Raw genomic sequence first — 17,088 nt, 5'->3', positions numbered from 1 at the left:
GTTACTCATAAAACTCCGAATCTTCGGCCTCGCCAAAGCCTGCGCCCCAGAAATAGGGCTCCTCTGTTTCTCGCTCCAGCGAGCCCATGGCAGCCCCGACGAGCTGCGCCGCATTGGCAACCTGAATATCTTCCGGAACCCTTTGTCCGTCAGTGATATAGCTGATGGGCAATGAATTCTGGATACACACGTTAATCACTTCGCCAAGATTCAGACTTTCATCCAATTTGGTAAGTATGCAGCCGCTTAATGGAATACGCCGGAAATGGTCAACCGCTTCCTGCATCACCCGACGCTGGGAAGTTGCCGACATCACCAGATAACTGCGGATCCGCACCTTGGCATTCTTGACCAGGGTATCGAGCTGCTCGGTCAACCGGATATCCCGTTGGCCCACCCCGGCCGTATCGATAAGTACCAGCCGACGGTGGCGGAACTGATAAAGGGCATTGGCCAACTCTTCGGCATCACGCACCTGCCGTACCGGGCAACCCATGATGCGGCCATAGGTCTGCAGCTGTTCATGGGCACCAATCCGGTAGTTGTCGGTGGTTATCAGCGCCACCTGCTCGGCGCCATACTTCATGGCGAAACGGGCAGCCAGCTTGGCGATGGTAGTGGTTTTGCCCACCCCGGTCGGACCAAGCAGCGCAACCGCGCCGCCCTGACGCATGATCTCGTCCTCACTGATCTTGAGCTGGGCCGTCAGCACCTCGGCCAACTGGGCCATCGCCTGATGGATGGACATATCTTCGGGGATCAGTCCCGCCAGTTGATCGGCAAACGCATCATCAAAGCCGAGTTTCTTGAGCTCCTTGATCAGCAGAGCCCGCATCGGTTCGCGACGCTCCACCTCTTGCCACATCAGCCCGGAGATCTGGTGCTCCAGCAATTTGCGGATGCTGGCCATCTCCTTGCGCATCCCCTCCATCTCCTGATCCCGCTGGGTAGGTTGAGGAGCACGCTGGCCGGACGCAACCCGGGCCTTGGGCTTGGCAGGTTCCGGGGCTGCGCCCCACTGCCCCTGCTCGGCCAATGTTCTGGGCGCTGCATTGGCAGCGGCCAGCCCGGCCGATTGGGTATTGCCCATTGGCGCCCCATTGCCCGGCTTGAGCTTCTGCTGGCGCGCCAGCAAGGCGGCCAAGGTATCGGCATAATGTTCGTTCTGCTCCTTCGCCGGCGTCGGCTCGGGGCGGATCATCTGCCGTGCAGCAGACGAAATATTGACGCTCTCATCGTTCAGCTGACGGCGAACCGGCGCATCTTTGGGCCCCGGGACCTGGGATTGATAATCGACTGCGGCGACTATCTCTACCCCTCCGGTGACCTTCTTGTTGGACATGATGACGGCGTCAGGCCCGAGAGTCTCCTTGACCTCGGCCAGAGCCGTTCGCATATCCTTGGCAAAAAACCGCTTAATCTTCACCCGTCGTCTCCGCTAACTAGTTCTGCCCTACCGCACTGACGATGCGGATCTGCTTGTCGTCGGGCACTTCCTGATAAGACAGAACGCGCAATCCAGGAATGGCATTCTTGACAAATTTTGCCAGGGTATTGCGCAAGATCCCCGATGTCAGAAGCACGGCCGGTTGGCCTTCCAATTCTTGTCGTTGAGTGGCTTCCACCAGCGAACGCTGCATCCGCTCCGCCAAGCCCGGTTCAATACCGGCACCATCACCGCCACCTGCCTGCAGGGATTGATGCAATATACGTTCCAATTCCGGCGCCAAGGTAATCACCGGCAGCTCGGGATCGGGGCCTGCAATCTCCTGCACAATCAGGCGACGCAGGGCAATCCGGCAAGCGGCCGTTAGCACTTCCGGATCCGGACTGCGCGGCGCGTATTCAACCAGGGTCTGCAGGATAGTGCGCATATCGCGGATTGGCACGCCTTCATTGAGCAAGTTCTGCAATACCTTCACAAGGTTACCCATGCTGATCACTTCCGGCACCAACCCTTCGACCAGCTTGCTCTGATGTTTGCCAATCATGTCGAGCAGCTGTTGTACTTCGTCATGGCCCAGCAGCAGAGCCGCATGGTTGGTCAGGATCTGGCTCAGATGGGTAGCCACCACGGTCGCGGTATCCACCACCGTATACCCCAGCGTCTGTGCCTGAGAGACCATCTCCTTGGCAACCCAGACCGCTTCCAGTCCGAAGGCGGGATCCCGGGTCGCTATCCCCTGGATCTGGCCGAACACCTGCCCCGGATTGATGGCCATCTCCTTATCATGGTAGACATTGGCCTCGCCGGTACTGACCCCCATCAAGGTGATGCGGTATTGGTTTGGCGCCAGATCCAGGTTGTCGCGAATGTGGACGGCCGGGACCAGAAAGCCCAGCTCTTGCGAGAGTTTCTTGCGCACCCCTTTGATCCGGTTGAGCAGTTCGCCACCCTGATTGCGATCCACCAGCGGGATCAGCTGATAACCCACTTCCAGCCCGATGATGTCCACCGGCATCACATCGTCCCAGCTCAGCTCTTTCTGCTCATGGGGTTGTTCGGCTGTGGCAGGCAGCAGCTCGCCCTTGGCCGCTTTGGCGGCCGCCAGTTTCTCGCGGCGCAGCAACCACCAGGCGCCAGCGGCGGCAAGAGCCCCCAGACTCAGGAAGGCGAAATGCGGCATCCCCGGCACCAGCCCCATCATCAGCAGAATCCCGGCCGAGATGATCAGCGCCTTGGGATTGTCAAACAGCTGGCCCAGTACTGCGGTCCCCATGTCCTGATCGGTATTCTGACGGGTCACTATGATGGCCGCAGCGATGGAGAGCAGCAGGGAGGGGATCTGCGCCACCAGACCGTCACCGATGGCCAACAGGGTATAGATCTCGGCAGATTCGCTGAAGGTCAGCTGGTGCTGCATCATCCCGATGATGAAGCCGCCGATGATGTTGATAAAGAGGATCATGATGCCCGCAATGGCATCCCCTTTGACAAACTTGGAGGCACCATCCATGGAGCCGTAGAAGTCAGCTTCCTGGGTTACATCCTGACGACGCTTCTTCGCCTCTTCCTGATTGATGAGACCGGCGTTCAAATCGGCATCTATGGCCATCTGTTTGCCCGGCATCGCATCAAGGGTAAAACGGGCACTCACTTCCGCGATCCGCCCGGCACCCTTGGTGATCACCACAAAGTTGATGATCATCAGGATGGTGAACACGATGATGCCGACCGCATAGTTGCCGCCGATCACCACGTTACCGAACGCCTCGATCACATGACCGGCCGCCGCACTACCATTATGACCTTCCAGCAACACCACCCGGGTCGATGCGACGTTCAACGCCAACCGCAGCAAGGTAGCGAGCAGCAGTACGGTCGGGAAGGCAGCAAATTCGAGGGGGCGGCGGGTATAGACGGATACCAGCAGCACCACGATGGAGAGAGCAATGTTGAAGGAGAAGAGCACGTCCAGCATCAGCGGCGGGATGGGTAACACCACCATACCGAGCGCGGCTAATACCAGCAGAGGGGTACCAAGGCCTTTGCCCAATACTCCCCGGTACTCTTTGAACTGGCCCAATACTGCCTTGAATTCCATCGCGCTTCTCAATTTCAACCTGCTGGTGCCAGATTAAAGCAAACATCAAGCCAACAATGCAAGCCGTTGAAATGCAATGAATTTATTTTGACTACGTCAGAACTTTGTCATTTGCGATATTCGGTCGGAATGGGCAGATCTTTAGCCAGCGGCTGGGGACGGCGCCCCTGACCACGACGGAATTTCTTGAGCTGGAAGACATAGGCGAGCACCTGGGCAACCGCCGCAAACAGCCCTTCCGGGATCTCGTGGCCCAGCTCGGTTGAGTGGTAAATAGCCCGGGTCAAAGCTGGTGACGGCATGATGGGAATCTCGTACTCTCTGGCGATCTCCCTGATCTTCATTGCAATTTCATCTGTTCCTTTGGCCACGACCTTGGGCGCGGCACCGGGTTTGCCCGCATCATACTTGAGCGCTACCGAGTAGTGGGTCGGGTTAGTGATCACCACATCAGCCTTGGGTACATCCCCCATCATCCGGCGCATCGCCATCTGCATCTGCAACTGACGGATCTTGCCCTTTACCTCTGGCTTGCCTTCGCTGTCCTTGAACTCGTCCTTGACCTCCTGTTTGGTCATCTTGAGCTGACGCATGTGGTTCCACTGCTGGAACGGCACGTCGATGGCAACGATGGGAAGCAGGGCACAGCAGAGGATGATCAACATCCAGAGAAACAGCTCCAGCGCATCGATAATGCCGCCGGGAAATCCCTCCATTGAGAGGTTGAGCAGGTGATTGAACTGACTGGACAGCATCCACCAGGCAAACAGGGTGATGAACACCACCTTGGCGATGGATTTGACCAGCTCAATCAGTGACTGCACCCCGAACATTCGCTTGAGGCCACTGAGCGGACTCAGCTTGCTCATCTTGGGCATCATAGCTTCGGTGGAGAAGTTCATCCCCCCCATCAGGGTGTTGCCGATAAAAGCGGCAATCGCCACCAGTGCAAACAACAGCCCCAGCGGAAGCACCAGTTCCCCCAGCAGCGCTGGCACCATGGCGATCATGGCATTGGGATCGAAAGCCTGCTCCCTGTCCAGGGTAAAGCCCATGGTGACAACCTTGACCATGGCGGTCGCCAGCGAGCCCTTGAGCATCAACAGGCCAAAGACCGCCGAGAGCAGAACGCTAGCGGTCCCCAGCTCTTTTGAACGTGCAATCTGCCCTTTTTCACGGGCCTGTTGCAGTCGTTTGCCCGTGGGTTGTTCGGTACGTTCCTGGTCGGTATCAGCCATGAGCGCCCCCGAAGCACTGGGTGTTGATCAGCTCGCAGCTGACCTCCTGCACCCGCTCCCACATGATGTCGAAGTGACCGAGGAACCCGCCGATAGTGAGCCAGAGGATCAGCAGACCCGACATCATGCTGACCGCAAAACCGATACTGAAAATGTTGAGCTGCGGCGCCGCCCGGGTCATGACACCAAAGGCGAAATTGATTAAGAGCAAGGCGACGATGGCTGAGAGCGACATCACCAAAGCAGCCTGATACATCACACCCAGAAACGCACTCAGGGTTTTCATGGATGAAACCGAGAGGCCGAGCTCGGAGACAGGCAGTGTCTCGAAACTAAGAATGACCAGCCGCAGCATCACCAGATGACCATCCAGTGCCAGAAACACCAGGGTCGCCAGCATCAGATAAAACTGCCCCACCACGGGGGCAGACTGGCCATTCATCGGGTCCACCAGGGTGGCAAAACCCAGACTGGTCTGCATAGCGATGACCTGACCGGCCATCACGAAGCTCTCCATCAGAAACTGGGTCATCAGGCCGAGGGCAATACCGATCAGCAACTGCTGGCCCAATACCAGAAAACTGCCGGCAGAGAAGAGCTCGATAGAGGGCATTTTCGGAAGCAGCGGGGCAATCAGAAAGGTGATGGCCAAAGCCAGCCCCATCCGTACCCGCGCAGGAGCGAGGCGGCTGCCGAATACCGCCATCACCATCAGCAGGCTGCTCACCCGCGCCAGCGGCCAGAGGATGGAAGACAACCACTCCATGATCAGAGCGGTTGTGTAGGTCATCCCACCACCTCAGGGATTTGATTGACCATCAGTATGAAGAAGTCCATCAGACTCTGCATTCCCCAGTGAGCACCAATTCCCAGGGCTAGCAGGGTCACGATAAGACGGGGCAGAAAACTCAGGGTCTGTTCGTTGATGGAGGTGGCCGCCTGAAAAATGGCTACCACCAGCCCGATAGCGAGGCTGGGCAGGATCACGGCGCTGACCATGATATTGACCAGCCAGAGCGCCTCGCGAAAGACGTCGACAAAGGTTTCAGGACTCATGTTCGGGCTCCTTGCGCTCGACCGGCTAACCGGCACCCAGTCCGAAACTGTTGGCCAATGACCCCAAAATGAGGTTCCAGCCATCCACCATCACGAACAGCATCAGCTTGAAGGGCAGCGAGACAATCATCGGCGAGAGCATCATCATCCCCATCGCCATCAGAATACTGGCGACCACCAGATCGATGACCAGGAACGGTAAGAACAGCATAAAACCAATCTGGAAGGCGGTTTTCAGCTCGCTGGTGACAAACGCCGGGATCAGCACCCGTAGCGGCACATCGGCAGGTTTCTCCACCTGCACGTTGGCAATCTCCATAAAAGTATTGAGATCCTTGATCCGGGTCTGGGCCAGCATGAACTGGTGGATGGGCAACTCAGCCCGCTCCAGCGCCTCTTTTGCCTGAATGGTTTCGGCCAGATAGGGCTGCAGCGCCTCATCATTGATGCGATCCAGCACCGGCGACATGATGAAGAACGACATAAACAGGGCTATGCCGATCAACACCTGGTTGGAGGGGCTCTGTTGCAGACCGATCGCCTGGCGCAAGATACCCAGCACCACTATGATGCGGGTAAACGAGGTCATCATGATCACCATGGCTGGCAAGAAGGAGAGCGCGGTCATCAGCGCCAGCACTTGCAGGGTCAGGCTGTACTCCTGAGAGCCATCCCCCATGGTCTTGACGGTCACCGCCGACATGGCGTCCTGTGCCAGCGCTGGCCAGGAGCAAAACAGTGGTATCAGCAGGCTGACCAGCAGCCCCTTTTTCAGCCATAAGCCGTTAGCTTTTTTCATGCTTGCCCATCAATTTGCCAAGCTGCTGGGAAAACGCCTGTGGCTGGTTTTCATCCAGCGGCTCCTCCAGCCGGTAGAGAAAGTTGACCTGCTGCGGTGTTACGCCGACCAGCAACTGCTGTTCGCCCACCTTGACCACCAGCAGCTTCTCTTTGTAACCCACCGGCAACGAGGCGATGACCCGCATCTGGCCGCCACCCATGGCGGTCGCCAGCTTGCTCTTCTTGAGCAGAAAGCCCAGCACCAGAATGAGACCAATCACCATCAGACTGGAGAGCAACCAGGAGCTCAGACTAGGCACGTTGGCAGATGCCGCTGTCTCGGCAAAGGCCGGAACAGGCAGCAATAACAACAGGAGGCGCATCATTTGAGCTTCTTGATCCGTTCAATCTGGCTGATGACGTCAGTCAGGCGGATACCGAACTTGTCGTTCACCACCACCACCTCGCCGTGAGCGATCAGGGTACCGTTGACCAATACATCCAGCGGCTCGCCTGCAACACGATCCAGCTCCACCACCGAGCCCTGGTTCAGCTGCAACAGGTTGCGGATGCTGATCTGGCTCCGGCCCACCTCCATGGCGATAGTGACCGGAATATCAAGAATGGTGTCGAGCTTGCGACGCTCCTCGGCACTGATGGGGGCATCATCTTTCAACTCTTCCAGCGGGGCTGGCTTGGCTTCCGCCGTCACCTGCTCCTCCAGAGCCGCAGCCCAGGCATCAGCCATCAGATCCTCTTCCTCAGTTCCGCTCATCTTGTTTCCTTATGCTACTTCGTGACCGTTTACCGTAATAAACCGTCAATTATCGCTGTTGATCTTCGATACTGCGCTCGAGCTCTTCCAGCTCGGCCTCGCCATCAATTCGTACCCCGCCCCGGGTCACCAGATGCATCTCCGTCTTGACCCCTTCCGGACGTTTGAGCTTGTCGGTGATCTTGAGCGCCACATTATCCTTGGTGCGGCCCATCTTGGCGTGGAAAGTGGGCAAGTCCTCCACAAAAACCAGCAGATTTTCCGGCATATCGACCGGAATGATATCGCCAGGTCGCAGCTCCATCAGTTCACGCAGGGTGAGTTCGGTCTCCAGCAGCTTGGCCCGCAGCTCCACCTTGACGTCCATGATCTCGTCACGCAGCGCCTTGCTCCAACGTACGTCGGTATCCCCCTTGTCACTCTGCACACCGGCATCCAGCAGCTCGCGGATCGGTTCCAGCATGGAATAAGGCATCGCCACGTGGAAGTCGCCGCCGCCACCATCGAGCTCGATGTGGAACGAGCTGACCACGATCACTTCGGTCGGGCTGACGATGTTGGCCATCGCCGGGTTCACTTCGGAGTCAAGATACTCGAACCCCACATCCATCACTGGCGCCCAGGCATCCTTGTAATCCTCAAACACCAGTTTGAGCAGCATCTGGATAATGCGCCGTTCGGTCGGCGTGAACTCGCGCCCTTCAATCTTGGCGTGATAACGGCCATCGCCACCGAAGAAGTTCTCTACCAGGATGAAGACCAGTCGGGCCTCCATGGTGATGAGCGCCGTCCCCTTGAGCGGGCGGAAGCGCACCATGTTGAGACTGGTCGGCACAAACAGGGTATGAACATACTCGCCAAACTTGAGCATCTGCACGCCGTTGATGGAGACCTCGGCGGTACGACGCATCATGTTGAACAGACTGATCCGCATATGGCGGGCGAAACGCTCATTCACCAGCTCCAGCGTCGGCATGCGACCACGGACGATGCGGTCCTGGGAGGAGAAGTCAAACTGGGCTACGCCGGGGTCTCCAGCGCCGCCTATCTCTTCCTCTTCGACATCATCGACACCGTGCAAGAGGGCATCAATTTCGTCCTGACTTAACAGATCGCTCACGCTTCACCTACTGCATTACAAAGCCGGTAAACAGCACTTGTTCGATAACGGGGGAAGAGACCAGGTCCTTGAGCACCCGACGGCACTCTTCCAGTGAATCCTTGCGCAGCTTCTCCTTGCCTTCAAAGGTCATCAGCTGTTCGGCACTGGCTGCGCTGAATACCCGCAGCAAGGTGCCTTCAATCAGGGGGATATTCTGTTTGGCCAGCGTCTCGTCGGCGGTACCGCGCACCATCAGCTGGATCTTGATCTGCACCAGTCGATCTCGCTGGGCACCTGCGACGTTGAAGACAAAGGGGCGCGGCATACCGACATAGAGGGAAGGTTTAGGCGCTTCCTCCTTGGGTGCGGCCTCGGCACCTTCCGCCGCTTCAGCGGGCGGTTTATCGGAGCCGGAGAGCATCAGGAAGGCGCCAACACCACCACCGCCCAGCAAAATTACCGCCAGGGCAATGATAATGATCAGCTTCTTTTTCTTGCCCGCAGCCGGGTCTTTTAGCGTCAACTCGTTATCGTCAGCCATCCCTTGTCCACCCTAGTCTCAAACTTGTTCGATATCATAAACTTACTCGGGATTGCATCAAGCATAGAAATCAATTCCGGAACCGTTTGTCGATTCCACCAGCAAACTGGGGTTGGAAGTGGTGAGTTCCCCTTCAACCAGCCCGTTACCGGACCGCTGCTGACCACTACTCTGACCTTGCTGCCCCTGCCCGTTAAAGGTGGGCTGGCCCTGTTGCTGCTGTTGTTGCGACTGCTGCTGCACCTGCGTCTGACCAAGCTGGATCCCCTGCCCTGCCAGCATGTCACGCAGCCGGGGCATCGCCTGCTCCAGCATCTCGCGGGTCTGTCCATGTTGTACCACAAAATGGACGTTGGCCTGGCTGTCAGCTCCCATCTGGATCTGGATCTTCATCTTGCCAAGGCCGAGTGGGTCGAGCTGAATTTCCGCCTGTTGCAGTTTTTCGGCCAGCATCACATTGACCTTCTGGTGCAATTCGGCAGGCGCTTCCTGACTGGCCAGTTTCAAATGGGGTAAATTCTGCGGCTCACGGCGCAGCGTCGTCTCAGCGGCGGGCGCCCGGCTATCGGCTACCTGTGGCTGAGTCTGGCTGTTCTGGCCATGCTGAACGGTCTGGCTCGGGCTGATCTCGCCGCTAGATGTCGTCGCAACCAGGCTCTTCTCCGCCTCACCGGCCTTCGGCTTTACCTCAAGCGAAACCGCTTTTCGCACCTCGTCGGTGCCCGTCACTTCCATCTGTTTGATGCCGGCTGAAATGGTCGACAACGGCGCTTGCGGCCCCTGAGATTCGGCCTGCGCCAACACCTGCTGCGGCGCCACCATCACTGGGGCGGCAGCACTATCGGTCTGAGCCGTCGCATTTGCCGTCACGCTGCCCTGGGCTGCGGCACTTGCTACGGCACTTTGCGCCGTCGTCACGGGCGCCGAACCTTGATTGGCGGCGGTGGCTGGTTGCTGGCTGCCTTCGGCGGCACCCTTTTCTGTCCCCTTGCCAGCTACCCCACTTCCATCCGCAGTTGCTGAAGTGGTTGCAGCGCCCGCTTCAGGCTGCTTGAGCCCCTCGCTGAAGACCTTGAGCGCAGCCCCCTGAGTCACGGCTTGCGTCGCCTGCCCCTTGTTAGTCAAAGCATTACTGGCGGCGAGATCGGATTTGCTGTCGCCAGCCTCTTTTGCAGCGAGAGACTCAGCGGATTTGGCGGTGCTTGCCGACTCATCGACCGGCAGCACCTTGGCCAGCTGGGCCATTCGCTCGGCCCCCGTGAGGGGCTTGGTCTGCTTGCCATCTGCTCCGAGGGTTTCGCCCTTGGCAGAGGCTTTCTCCCCGGTCTGCCCATCCGCAGTGGTGGCGGCATCTTCACCTTCAGAGGAGAGAACGGCAGCAGAGGCATCACCCTTCGCCACCACTCGCGCCGCTGAGGAGGATACGGTGGTTTCTGAAGCCGAATTGGCGGTCGTCGCCAGCGGCGACTGCGCCCCGGTCTGACCGGCAAGCTGGCTGGCAATCCTGGCAGCGGCAGGAGTCTGCTCGCCTTCATCAAGCGCAATCCCCTCCAACTCACCCTCTTGCGGCAACGGATTGCCGTCTACCGCAGTGGCGCTCTGTTGGGCCGCCACCGCCAGCTGGGGAGTCACTAGCGAGGTATCGAGCTTGAGGGAGTCTTGCAGGCGCAGCAGAAAGTCGGTGGCAGGGACCTCCTCCACCTTGTTGTCGGCGTCAGGATCCTGCTCCTTGCTGGTCTCCTCTTTGGGAGAGACGCTTTCGGTCGCCAAAGATTTGGCTGATCGGACATGGTTACCGCCCTGAGTGGCCTCAGCGGCGCCCTGTTCGCCGTTCCGGGCTTTGGCAATCAGGGTGGCGAAATCACCCTTGCTGTCGCTGCCGGTTCCCCCATCGATGCTTTTGCTCTCTACGGAACCGCTCAGAGGCGCTTTGTCCAACCCGTTGGCCGGAGCCGAAGGCGTTTGTGTCAACAGTGTCTGCATCATGATGGGATCCCTGAATTCTGGTGGCCCCCAAAGATATGGCCGCCGACAATGTCCATATCAAAGCAAGTTACAGGCCAGATTGATGAAAGCGTCGCAACATGGCGTACTCATCCAGCATCTTCTGCTCCTGACGCTGGGCTTTCTGCTGCTCGCGGCTCGCCTGCTTCTCCAGCAACAGCTCCACCGCCTTGCGCCGCTGCTGGGCAGCCAGCCACTCTTCACGGCGCTGTTCCAGCGCCTGACGCACCTGCAACACCCCTTCGTACTGCTGGGTCGCTGCCTGTTCGAGCTTGTTGATAAAGGCGTGATACTGGGTGTTTTGCTGGGGTGAAATCCCCTGCAGGCCGCGATCGGTCCACTGCTGGTGATAGATCTGGCGGTACTGGTTGAGGGCATTTTGCTGATCCATGAACAGCTTGAGATCCTGCTGCGCCTTCACCAGTGCCAGCGCACACTGCTGCTCCGCTTCCACCAGCCGATCGGCCAACAATACCAACCCTTTACTCATCGTCGACCTCTCTGTTACCGACCATCATCAGCGCATCAATGGCATCGCCACCATCTGCAAGGCTTGCAGGCCATCATCGTAGTGAATGACCTCGCGCATCCCCTGCTGCAAGAACTGATCCAGATAGGGTTTTTGAATGATGGCGCGGTCAATACGCGGATCGGCCCCCTGACTGTAGGCGCCGATGGTGATGAGATCCCGGTTCTGCTGATAGAGGGAGTAGAACTGCTTGAGGGTGCGCGCCAGATCCATATGTTCCGGCGAGGTGACCATAGGCATAACCCGGCTGATGGACTTCTCGATATCGATAGCCGGATAGTGGCCCGCATCGGCCAGCTCACGCGACAACACTATATGGCCATCGAGGATCGCCCGCGCCGCATCGGCAATGGGATCTTGCAGGTCATCCCCCTCGGTCAGTACGGTGAAGAAGGCGGTGATGGAGCCCTGGCCGTCACTGCCGTTACCCGCCCGCTCCACCAGCGCCGGTAATTTGGCAAATACCGACGGTGGATAGCCCTTGGTCGCTGGCGGCTCGCCCACCGCCAGCGCGATCTCACGCTGGGCCTGGGCATAACGGGTAAGAGAGTCCATCAAGAGCAACACGTTGAGCCCCTGATCGCGAAAATACTCGGCAATGGCCAGCGCCGTTTCACACCCCTTTAGCCGCATCAGCGGCGAGGCATCGGCGGGAGCCGCTACCACCACGGAGCGGGCTCGCCCCTCCTCTCCCAAAATGTCTTCGATAAACTCTTTCACCTCACGGCCCCGTTCACCGATGAGGCCGACCACTACAACATCCGCCACCGAGCCGCGGGTCATCATGCCCAGCAGCACCGATTTACCGACACCGGAACCGGCAAACAGCCCCATCCGCTGGCCCTGCCCCACCGTCAGCACGGCATTGATGGCGCGTACCCCCACGTCCATCGGCTGATGGATCGGGCGGCGAGAGAGCGGGTTGATGCGGTGCTGGGCAAACTGCACGGTCTGGGAGGAGAGAATGGGGCCGAGGCCATCGAGTGGCTGACCGATGCCGTCGATGACTCGACCTAGCAGGTTCATGCCGACCGGAATGCCGTGCTCTTCGGTGATGGGCACTACCCGGGCACCGGGGATCACCCCTTTGAGCTGCTCGCTCGGCATCAGATAGAGGCGATCGCCAGAAAAACCGACCACTTCAGCCTCCAGCGTCCCATCAAGAGTATCGATGCGACAGAGGGCACCAATGGCTGCGCGGCAGCCGATGGCTTCGAGGGTCAGCCCCACCACCCGGGTCAATTTGCCGGCGACCGGCGGTTTGGGGGCGCTGTCGCGTACCTTGTACCCTTGCAACCGGTTCAGTAGCGAGCCGCTCATCTGGCCTCCTGAGAGCTAAAAAGTGCAGCCGGACAGCAACGTCCGGCATCGGTTATGGGCGTGGATCCTGCGAAGCCGGTTTCTGCGACGCATTGTCCCGCAAGAAGTTGCGCAGCAACTGATCGATGCGCCCGGAGAGGGTCAGATCGATGCTGGAGAGCTCGGTAGCCAGTTGCAGATCGCCGGGGGAGAGGGTGGGATCGCTTTGCAATCGCCAGTGGCGCTTGGCGCACTCTTCGGCGCCAAATGCCTGCTCGATTCGCGCGATATCGTCGGGATGCAACATCAGAGTCACCCCCTGTTCGGCGGCAGGCAGCAAGGCCAGCCCCTCTTTAAGCGCCTCCAGCAGAATGCGGGGGGAGGTCTCCGCTTCGTGACGAATAAGCGCGCGGGCCAGTTGCATCACCAGCGAGACCAACTGCTGCTCCACCGCCTGATCCAGCTCGTTAAGCGGATTGGCAAGGCGGGCGGCGAGCCCCTGCCAGTGGGCGATCTCCTGCTCCACCAGCTCGCGCCCCATAGCCAGCCCCTCCTCGCGCCCCTGTTCGAGACCAGCGGAATGACCCTGTTGCAATCCTTCCAGCTTGCCCTCTTCCATACCCTTGGCATAACCGGACTCGCGCCCCTCGGCCATCCCCTCTTCCCAGGCGGCCTGACGGATCGCTTCAAGCTCTTCGGCGGTGATGCTGGGGGTCGGCTCCTGTTCGGGCTCCGGCTCCACCACCTCCTCTTCCTGCTGATACCAGTCAGGGGCCAGGCCAAGAGCATTGGTAGGCGCTCCCGCCTCTACCTCGACCTCCATCTCGGGCCAGCCCCAGGTCTCAACCCGGGCATCATCGCCCTCGGGGCGCACATAACCACGCAGTTTGTTGTTCATGCTTTGCGCGGCTCCTCACCACTGCCTGATGCGGGCTTGGCATCGCGGTTCTGTTTATGGGCCATGGCTTAGAGGAACTCCTCGCCGCCACCGGCACCCAACATGATTTCGCCAGCATCCGCCAGACGACGGGCGATGGAGAGGATCTCTTTCTGGGCAGCTTCCACTTCGGAGACCCGGATTGGCCCCATGGCCTCCAGATCGTCCGCCAACATTTCGGCCGCCCGTTTGGACATGTTCTTGAAGATCTTCTCGCGCATCTGATCGTCGGAGCCCTTGAGGGCGCGTTGCAGCAGATCCCCCGGCACTTCCCGCAGCATGGTCTGGATGCCGCGATCGTCCACATCGATGAGGTTTTCGAACACGAACATCAAATCCTGGATCTGCTGGCTCATCTCTTCGTCCGACTCGCGGATGGAGTCCATCAACTGGCCTTCGATATTGGTATCCAGATAGTTCATGATGTTGGCGGCTGCCTTCAGGCCGCCCATCTTGGCTGCCTGGGCACCGGCCGCACCGGCGAACTGTTTCTCCATGATGTCGTTCAACTCTTGCAGTGCCGCCGGTTGTACCTCTTCGAGGTTGGCGATACGCATCACCAGATCGAGGCGCACCTGCTCCGGGAACTGGCTCAGGATCTCGGCGGATTGCTCCGGCTCCAGATAGGAGAGCACGATAGTCTGGATCTGCGGGTGTTCGTTCTGGATGATGCTGGCCACCTGACGGGCATCCATCCACTTGAGCGAATCGAGGCCGCGGGCGCCGGAACCGAGAATGATCTGGTCCACCAGGTTGCTCGCCTTGTCCTCGCCAAGGGCCGCCACCAACGCCTTACGCACGAAGTCTTCGCTGCCGATACCGATGTTGGTGTACTTCTGGATATCGTCGATGAATTGACGGTGCACCGCCGCCACCCGATCGTGACTGAAGTCGGACATGGAGGCCATCGACATACCGAGCCGCTGCACCTGCTTGGGCTCGAGATGACGGAAGATCTGGGCGGCATCCTCTTCATTGAGGCTCAGCATCAGCACCGCAGCCATCTCCATCCCCGACATCTGGTCGAGGATCTGGCGCTGACTGTCGGTGATGTCATTGCCGGTGACTTGACTCTTCTTTTCTTCAGGCATCTTTGTTCGTTACCCATTCTTTAATGACCTGAGCGGCCAGATCCGGCTCGTTCGCCACCAGCGCACGTACCGCCTTGAGCAAGTCTTCGTCACGGTGCAGATCCGGCAGTTTCAGCTGGCCATCGCGGACACCAAATACCTGATCGTTCTCGACTTGTGCTGACAGCAGACTCAACTCGTCGTCGCCACCCAGTACGGTGTGGTTGTCGAAATCCACTTCCCCTTCCGGTTTGGCATCCGGATAGAGCAGTCGCTTGAGCATGGGGCGAACCACGGTGACGATCAAGACGATGATCACCAGTACCGAGGCGGCAATCCGCACCGCACGCCAGAACCAGGGCTGATCGTAGAGCGGCACTTCGGCCACGGTATCCAGCTCTGGGCGATTGAACGGAATCGCGACCACCTCAAGGGTATCACCCCGGGTCACATCAAAGCCAAGGCCACCGCTCAACAAACGACGCAATGTATCGAGTTCTGCCTGGGTGCGCGCCTCACGAGTCACGGCCCCGTCGGCACCGGGCACCGCTTTGTAATCCACGGCAACCGAGACGGTCATGCGGCGAATGCCTCCCATCTGGCGACGGGTATGGCTGACGGTGGTATCCAGCTCGAAGTTGCGGGTTGCCTCTTTGCGGGAACGGCCAGAAGCGGCAGCGCTGGCACCATCACCACCGGTCGCCTCCTCGGGAATATTGGAGGCGGCAGGGGGCTGGTTGGAGAGCGCGCCGGGCACCCCACCATTGCTGCCGCTGGCGCTGTTCTCTTCCATGGTCATTTCGGAGCGCACAGCAGGCAGGTCCGGGTTGTAAGTCTTGCGGGTCTGCTCCTGCTGGGAGAAGTCGAGGGAGAGATCCACTTCCGCCGTATAGTTGTCGGCCCCCAGCACCGGGATCAGGATGGCGTCAATTTTTTGTTTGTACTCCAGCTCCTGCTTCTGCTGCATGGCAAACTCTTTGCGAGTCTGGGCCGAGATCGGGTCTTGCGAGCCGGAGTTGAGCAGGCGGCCATTCTGGTCGGTGACGGTGACGCGGGTCGGCTCAAGGCCATGTACGGCGGAGGCAACCATATCGACGATGGAGTCCACCTCCCCCTGCCCCAGCGCCGCCCCTTTCAGGTTGAGCACCACGGTGGCACTGGGTTTGCGTTCGTTGCGGGCAAACACGTTGTCTTTCGGAATGGCCAGCAGCACCTGGGCCTTGGCCACATTCTGGAACTGCTCGATGGCGCTCGCCAGCTGGCGCTCGCGGCTCAGCTTCAGACGTTCGCTCTCCATTCGCTGGCTGACGCCGAAACTGGAATCTTTGAGCAGGATATCTTCACCACCGATGCTGCTATCGGTGGCATTGGCAAGACCGGCACGGGTCAGGGCCAGCTGGATAGTGGGGTAGCTTTCGGCGTTGACCAGCACGCTCTTACCATCCACCTCGTAGGGGATCTTCTGCTGATCGAGGAAATCGAGAGTCTTCACCAGCTCCTGGGTGGTGTAGGTGCCGAGGGGACGCATGTCCGGCTCCTTGCCCCACAGCAGGATAAACACCGCAATGGCCAGACAGATGGCAAGCCCCAGGATCAGGGTGATTTGCCGCAGCACATCGGTGTTGGACAGGAAGCCCAGCGCCGAACTCTTCTGCTCATTTTCATCGAGGGCGGCGGTGCCCTCATCGTTTATCAGCAGATCGCCGTTTTGGTCAGTAGCCACGATTTATGTCCTTATTGCTGACATGTTCATGATGTTCAGTCGTCATGGTTTATTGGCGTCGCTTATACCGGCATGTTCATGATGGTCTTGTAGGCATCGACCATCTTGTTGCGCACCTGTACCGTGGCTTCAAAGGCGATGGAGGATTTTTGGCCCGCGATCATCACCTCGGCCAGATCCACCGACTTGTCGCCCATATCGAAACGGGTACGCAGATCATTGGCGGCCCCTTGCAGCTCGTTGACGTTGCCAAGCGCCTGTTGCAGCAGCTGACCAAAGTCGGAGGTTACCTGACGACCGGGTTGTGCCAGCGGCGTTGCGCCTGCTTCGATCTTGAGCGCCTGCATCTCTTGCATCAGGCTGCTTGCACTAATTTCCATTTTCCATCCCCAGACAAATCATTGACGCTGGCATGCAATAAGCAATTAGAGTGCCAATGCGTTAAAAACGCGACGAGGATGAGTGGCCAGACCAGGCCGGACGGGTTCG

At 59.0% G+C, this 17,088-nt stretch carries 17 protein-coding genes; all 17 read right to left on the bottom strand.

Features of this window, described 5'->3' with window-relative positions; translation table 11 throughout:
* Window position 1: 1 nt before the first annotated feature.
* Window positions 2–1,426 carry a flagellar biosynthesis protein FlhF gene (gene flhF / locus ACW5XC_RS01310; protein ID WP_042054460.1) on the bottom strand — a complete coding sequence of 475 codons (1,425 nt, stop codon included), beginning with the start codon at window positions 1,424–1,426 and terminating at the stop codon, window positions 2–4.
* 16 nt (window positions 1,427–1,442) lie between these two features.
* Window positions 1,443–3,545, bottom strand: a complete 2,103-nt coding sequence (gene flhA / locus ACW5XC_RS01305; protein ID WP_005353675.1) for a flagellar biosynthesis protein FlhA — start codon at window positions 3,543–3,545, stop codon at window positions 1,443–1,445.
* 107 nt (window positions 3,546–3,652) lie between these two features.
* Window positions 3,653–4,783, bottom strand: coding sequence for a flagellar biosynthesis protein FlhB (flhB, locus tag ACW5XC_RS01300; RefSeq protein ID WP_019444721.1), 1,131 nt, complete (start codon window positions 4,781–4,783; stop codon window positions 3,653–3,655).
* Window positions 4,776–5,573: a flagellar biosynthetic protein FliR gene (fliR, locus tag ACW5XC_RS01295; RefSeq protein WP_042054461.1), complete on the bottom strand. Its 798-nt coding sequence runs from the start codon at window positions 5,571–5,573 to the stop codon at window positions 4,776–4,778. The genes flhB and fliR overlap by 8 nt, the downstream gene beginning before the upstream one ends.
* Entirely contained in the window at window positions 5,570–5,839 is a 270-nt protein-coding gene (gene fliQ, locus ACW5XC_RS01290) for a flagellar biosynthesis protein FliQ (RefSeq protein ID WP_005334727.1), read from the bottom strand. Before fliQ ends, fliR begins: the two co-directional genes overlap by 4 nt.
* A 25-nt stretch (window positions 5,840–5,864) precedes the next feature.
* Complete coding sequence (fliP, locus tag ACW5XC_RS01285; RefSeq protein ID WP_042054462.1) at window positions 5,865–6,638, bottom strand: flagellar type III secretion system pore protein FliP; 774 nt, start codon at window positions 6,636–6,638, stop codon at window positions 5,865–5,867.
* A complete protein-coding gene (fliO, locus tag ACW5XC_RS01280; protein WP_005362049.1) occupies window positions 6,625–7,005 on the bottom strand; it encodes a flagellar biosynthetic protein FliO in 381 nt (126 codons plus the stop codon). Before fliO ends, fliP begins: the two co-directional genes overlap by 14 nt.
* Entirely contained in the window at window positions 7,002–7,394 is a 393-nt protein-coding gene (fliN, locus tag ACW5XC_RS01275) for a flagellar motor switch protein FliN (RefSeq protein WP_005298791.1), read from the bottom strand. Before fliN ends, fliO begins: the two co-directional genes overlap by 4 nt.
* A 49-nt stretch (window positions 7,395–7,443) precedes the next feature.
* On the bottom strand, window positions 7,444–8,514 hold the full coding sequence (gene fliM / locus ACW5XC_RS01270) for a flagellar motor switch protein FliM (protein ID WP_005334736.1): 1,071 nt from the start codon (window positions 8,512–8,514) through the stop codon (window positions 7,444–7,446).
* A 7-nt stretch (window positions 8,515–8,521) separates the two neighbouring features.
* The gene (gene fliL / locus ACW5XC_RS01265; protein WP_042054463.1) at window positions 8,522–9,037 is read right to left on the bottom strand and encodes a flagellar basal body-associated protein FliL; all 516 of its coding nucleotides are present in this window, start codon (window positions 9,035–9,037) and stop codon (window positions 8,522–8,524) included.
* A 57-nt stretch (window positions 9,038–9,094) separates the two neighbouring features.
* Window positions 9,095–11,023: a flagellar hook-length control protein FliK gene (locus tag ACW5XC_RS01260; protein ID WP_042054464.1), complete on the bottom strand. Its 1,929-nt coding sequence runs from the start codon at window positions 11,021–11,023 to the stop codon at window positions 9,095–9,097.
* Window positions 11,024–11,090: 67 nt separating this feature from the next.
* Window positions 11,091–11,531, bottom strand: coding sequence for a flagellar export protein FliJ (gene fliJ / locus ACW5XC_RS01255; RefSeq protein ID WP_005334746.1), 441 nt, complete (start codon window positions 11,529–11,531; stop codon window positions 11,091–11,093).
* A gap of 27 nt (window positions 11,532–11,558) precedes the next feature.
* Window positions 11,559–12,890: a flagellar protein export ATPase FliI gene (fliI, locus tag ACW5XC_RS01250; protein WP_042054465.1), complete on the bottom strand. Its 1,332-nt coding sequence runs from the start codon at window positions 12,888–12,890 to the stop codon at window positions 11,559–11,561.
* Between the two features lie 52 nt (window positions 12,891–12,942).
* Window positions 12,943–13,767 carry a flagellar assembly protein FliH gene (gene fliH / locus ACW5XC_RS01245; protein ID WP_042054466.1) on the bottom strand — a complete coding sequence of 275 codons (825 nt, stop codon included), beginning with the start codon at window positions 13,765–13,767 and terminating at the stop codon, window positions 12,943–12,945.
* A 68-nt stretch (window positions 13,768–13,835) separates the two neighbouring features.
* Window positions 13,836–14,897: a flagellar motor switch protein FliG gene (fliG, locus tag ACW5XC_RS01240; protein WP_005334749.1), complete on the bottom strand. Its 1,062-nt coding sequence runs from the start codon at window positions 14,895–14,897 to the stop codon at window positions 13,836–13,838.
* Window positions 14,890–16,599: a flagellar basal-body MS-ring/collar protein FliF gene (gene fliF / locus ACW5XC_RS01235; protein WP_042054467.1), complete on the bottom strand. Its 1,710-nt coding sequence runs from the start codon at window positions 16,597–16,599 to the stop codon at window positions 14,890–14,892. The genes fliG and fliF overlap by 8 nt, the downstream gene beginning before the upstream one ends.
* 62 nt (window positions 16,600–16,661) lie before the next feature.
* Window positions 16,662–16,979 (bottom strand): flagellar hook-basal body complex protein FliE, encoded by a 318-nt coding sequence (gene fliE / locus ACW5XC_RS01230; protein WP_005362062.1) that lies wholly within the window; start codon window positions 16,977–16,979, stop codon window positions 16,662–16,664.
* Window positions 16,980–17,088: the final 109 nt, after the last annotated feature.

The sequence above is a fragment of the Aeromonas sp. 25-AL00135 genome (assembly GCF_054052385.1).
The sequence above is the reverse complement of the archived record's forward strand: the minus strand, read 5'-3'. Positions and strand labels throughout refer to the sequence as shown.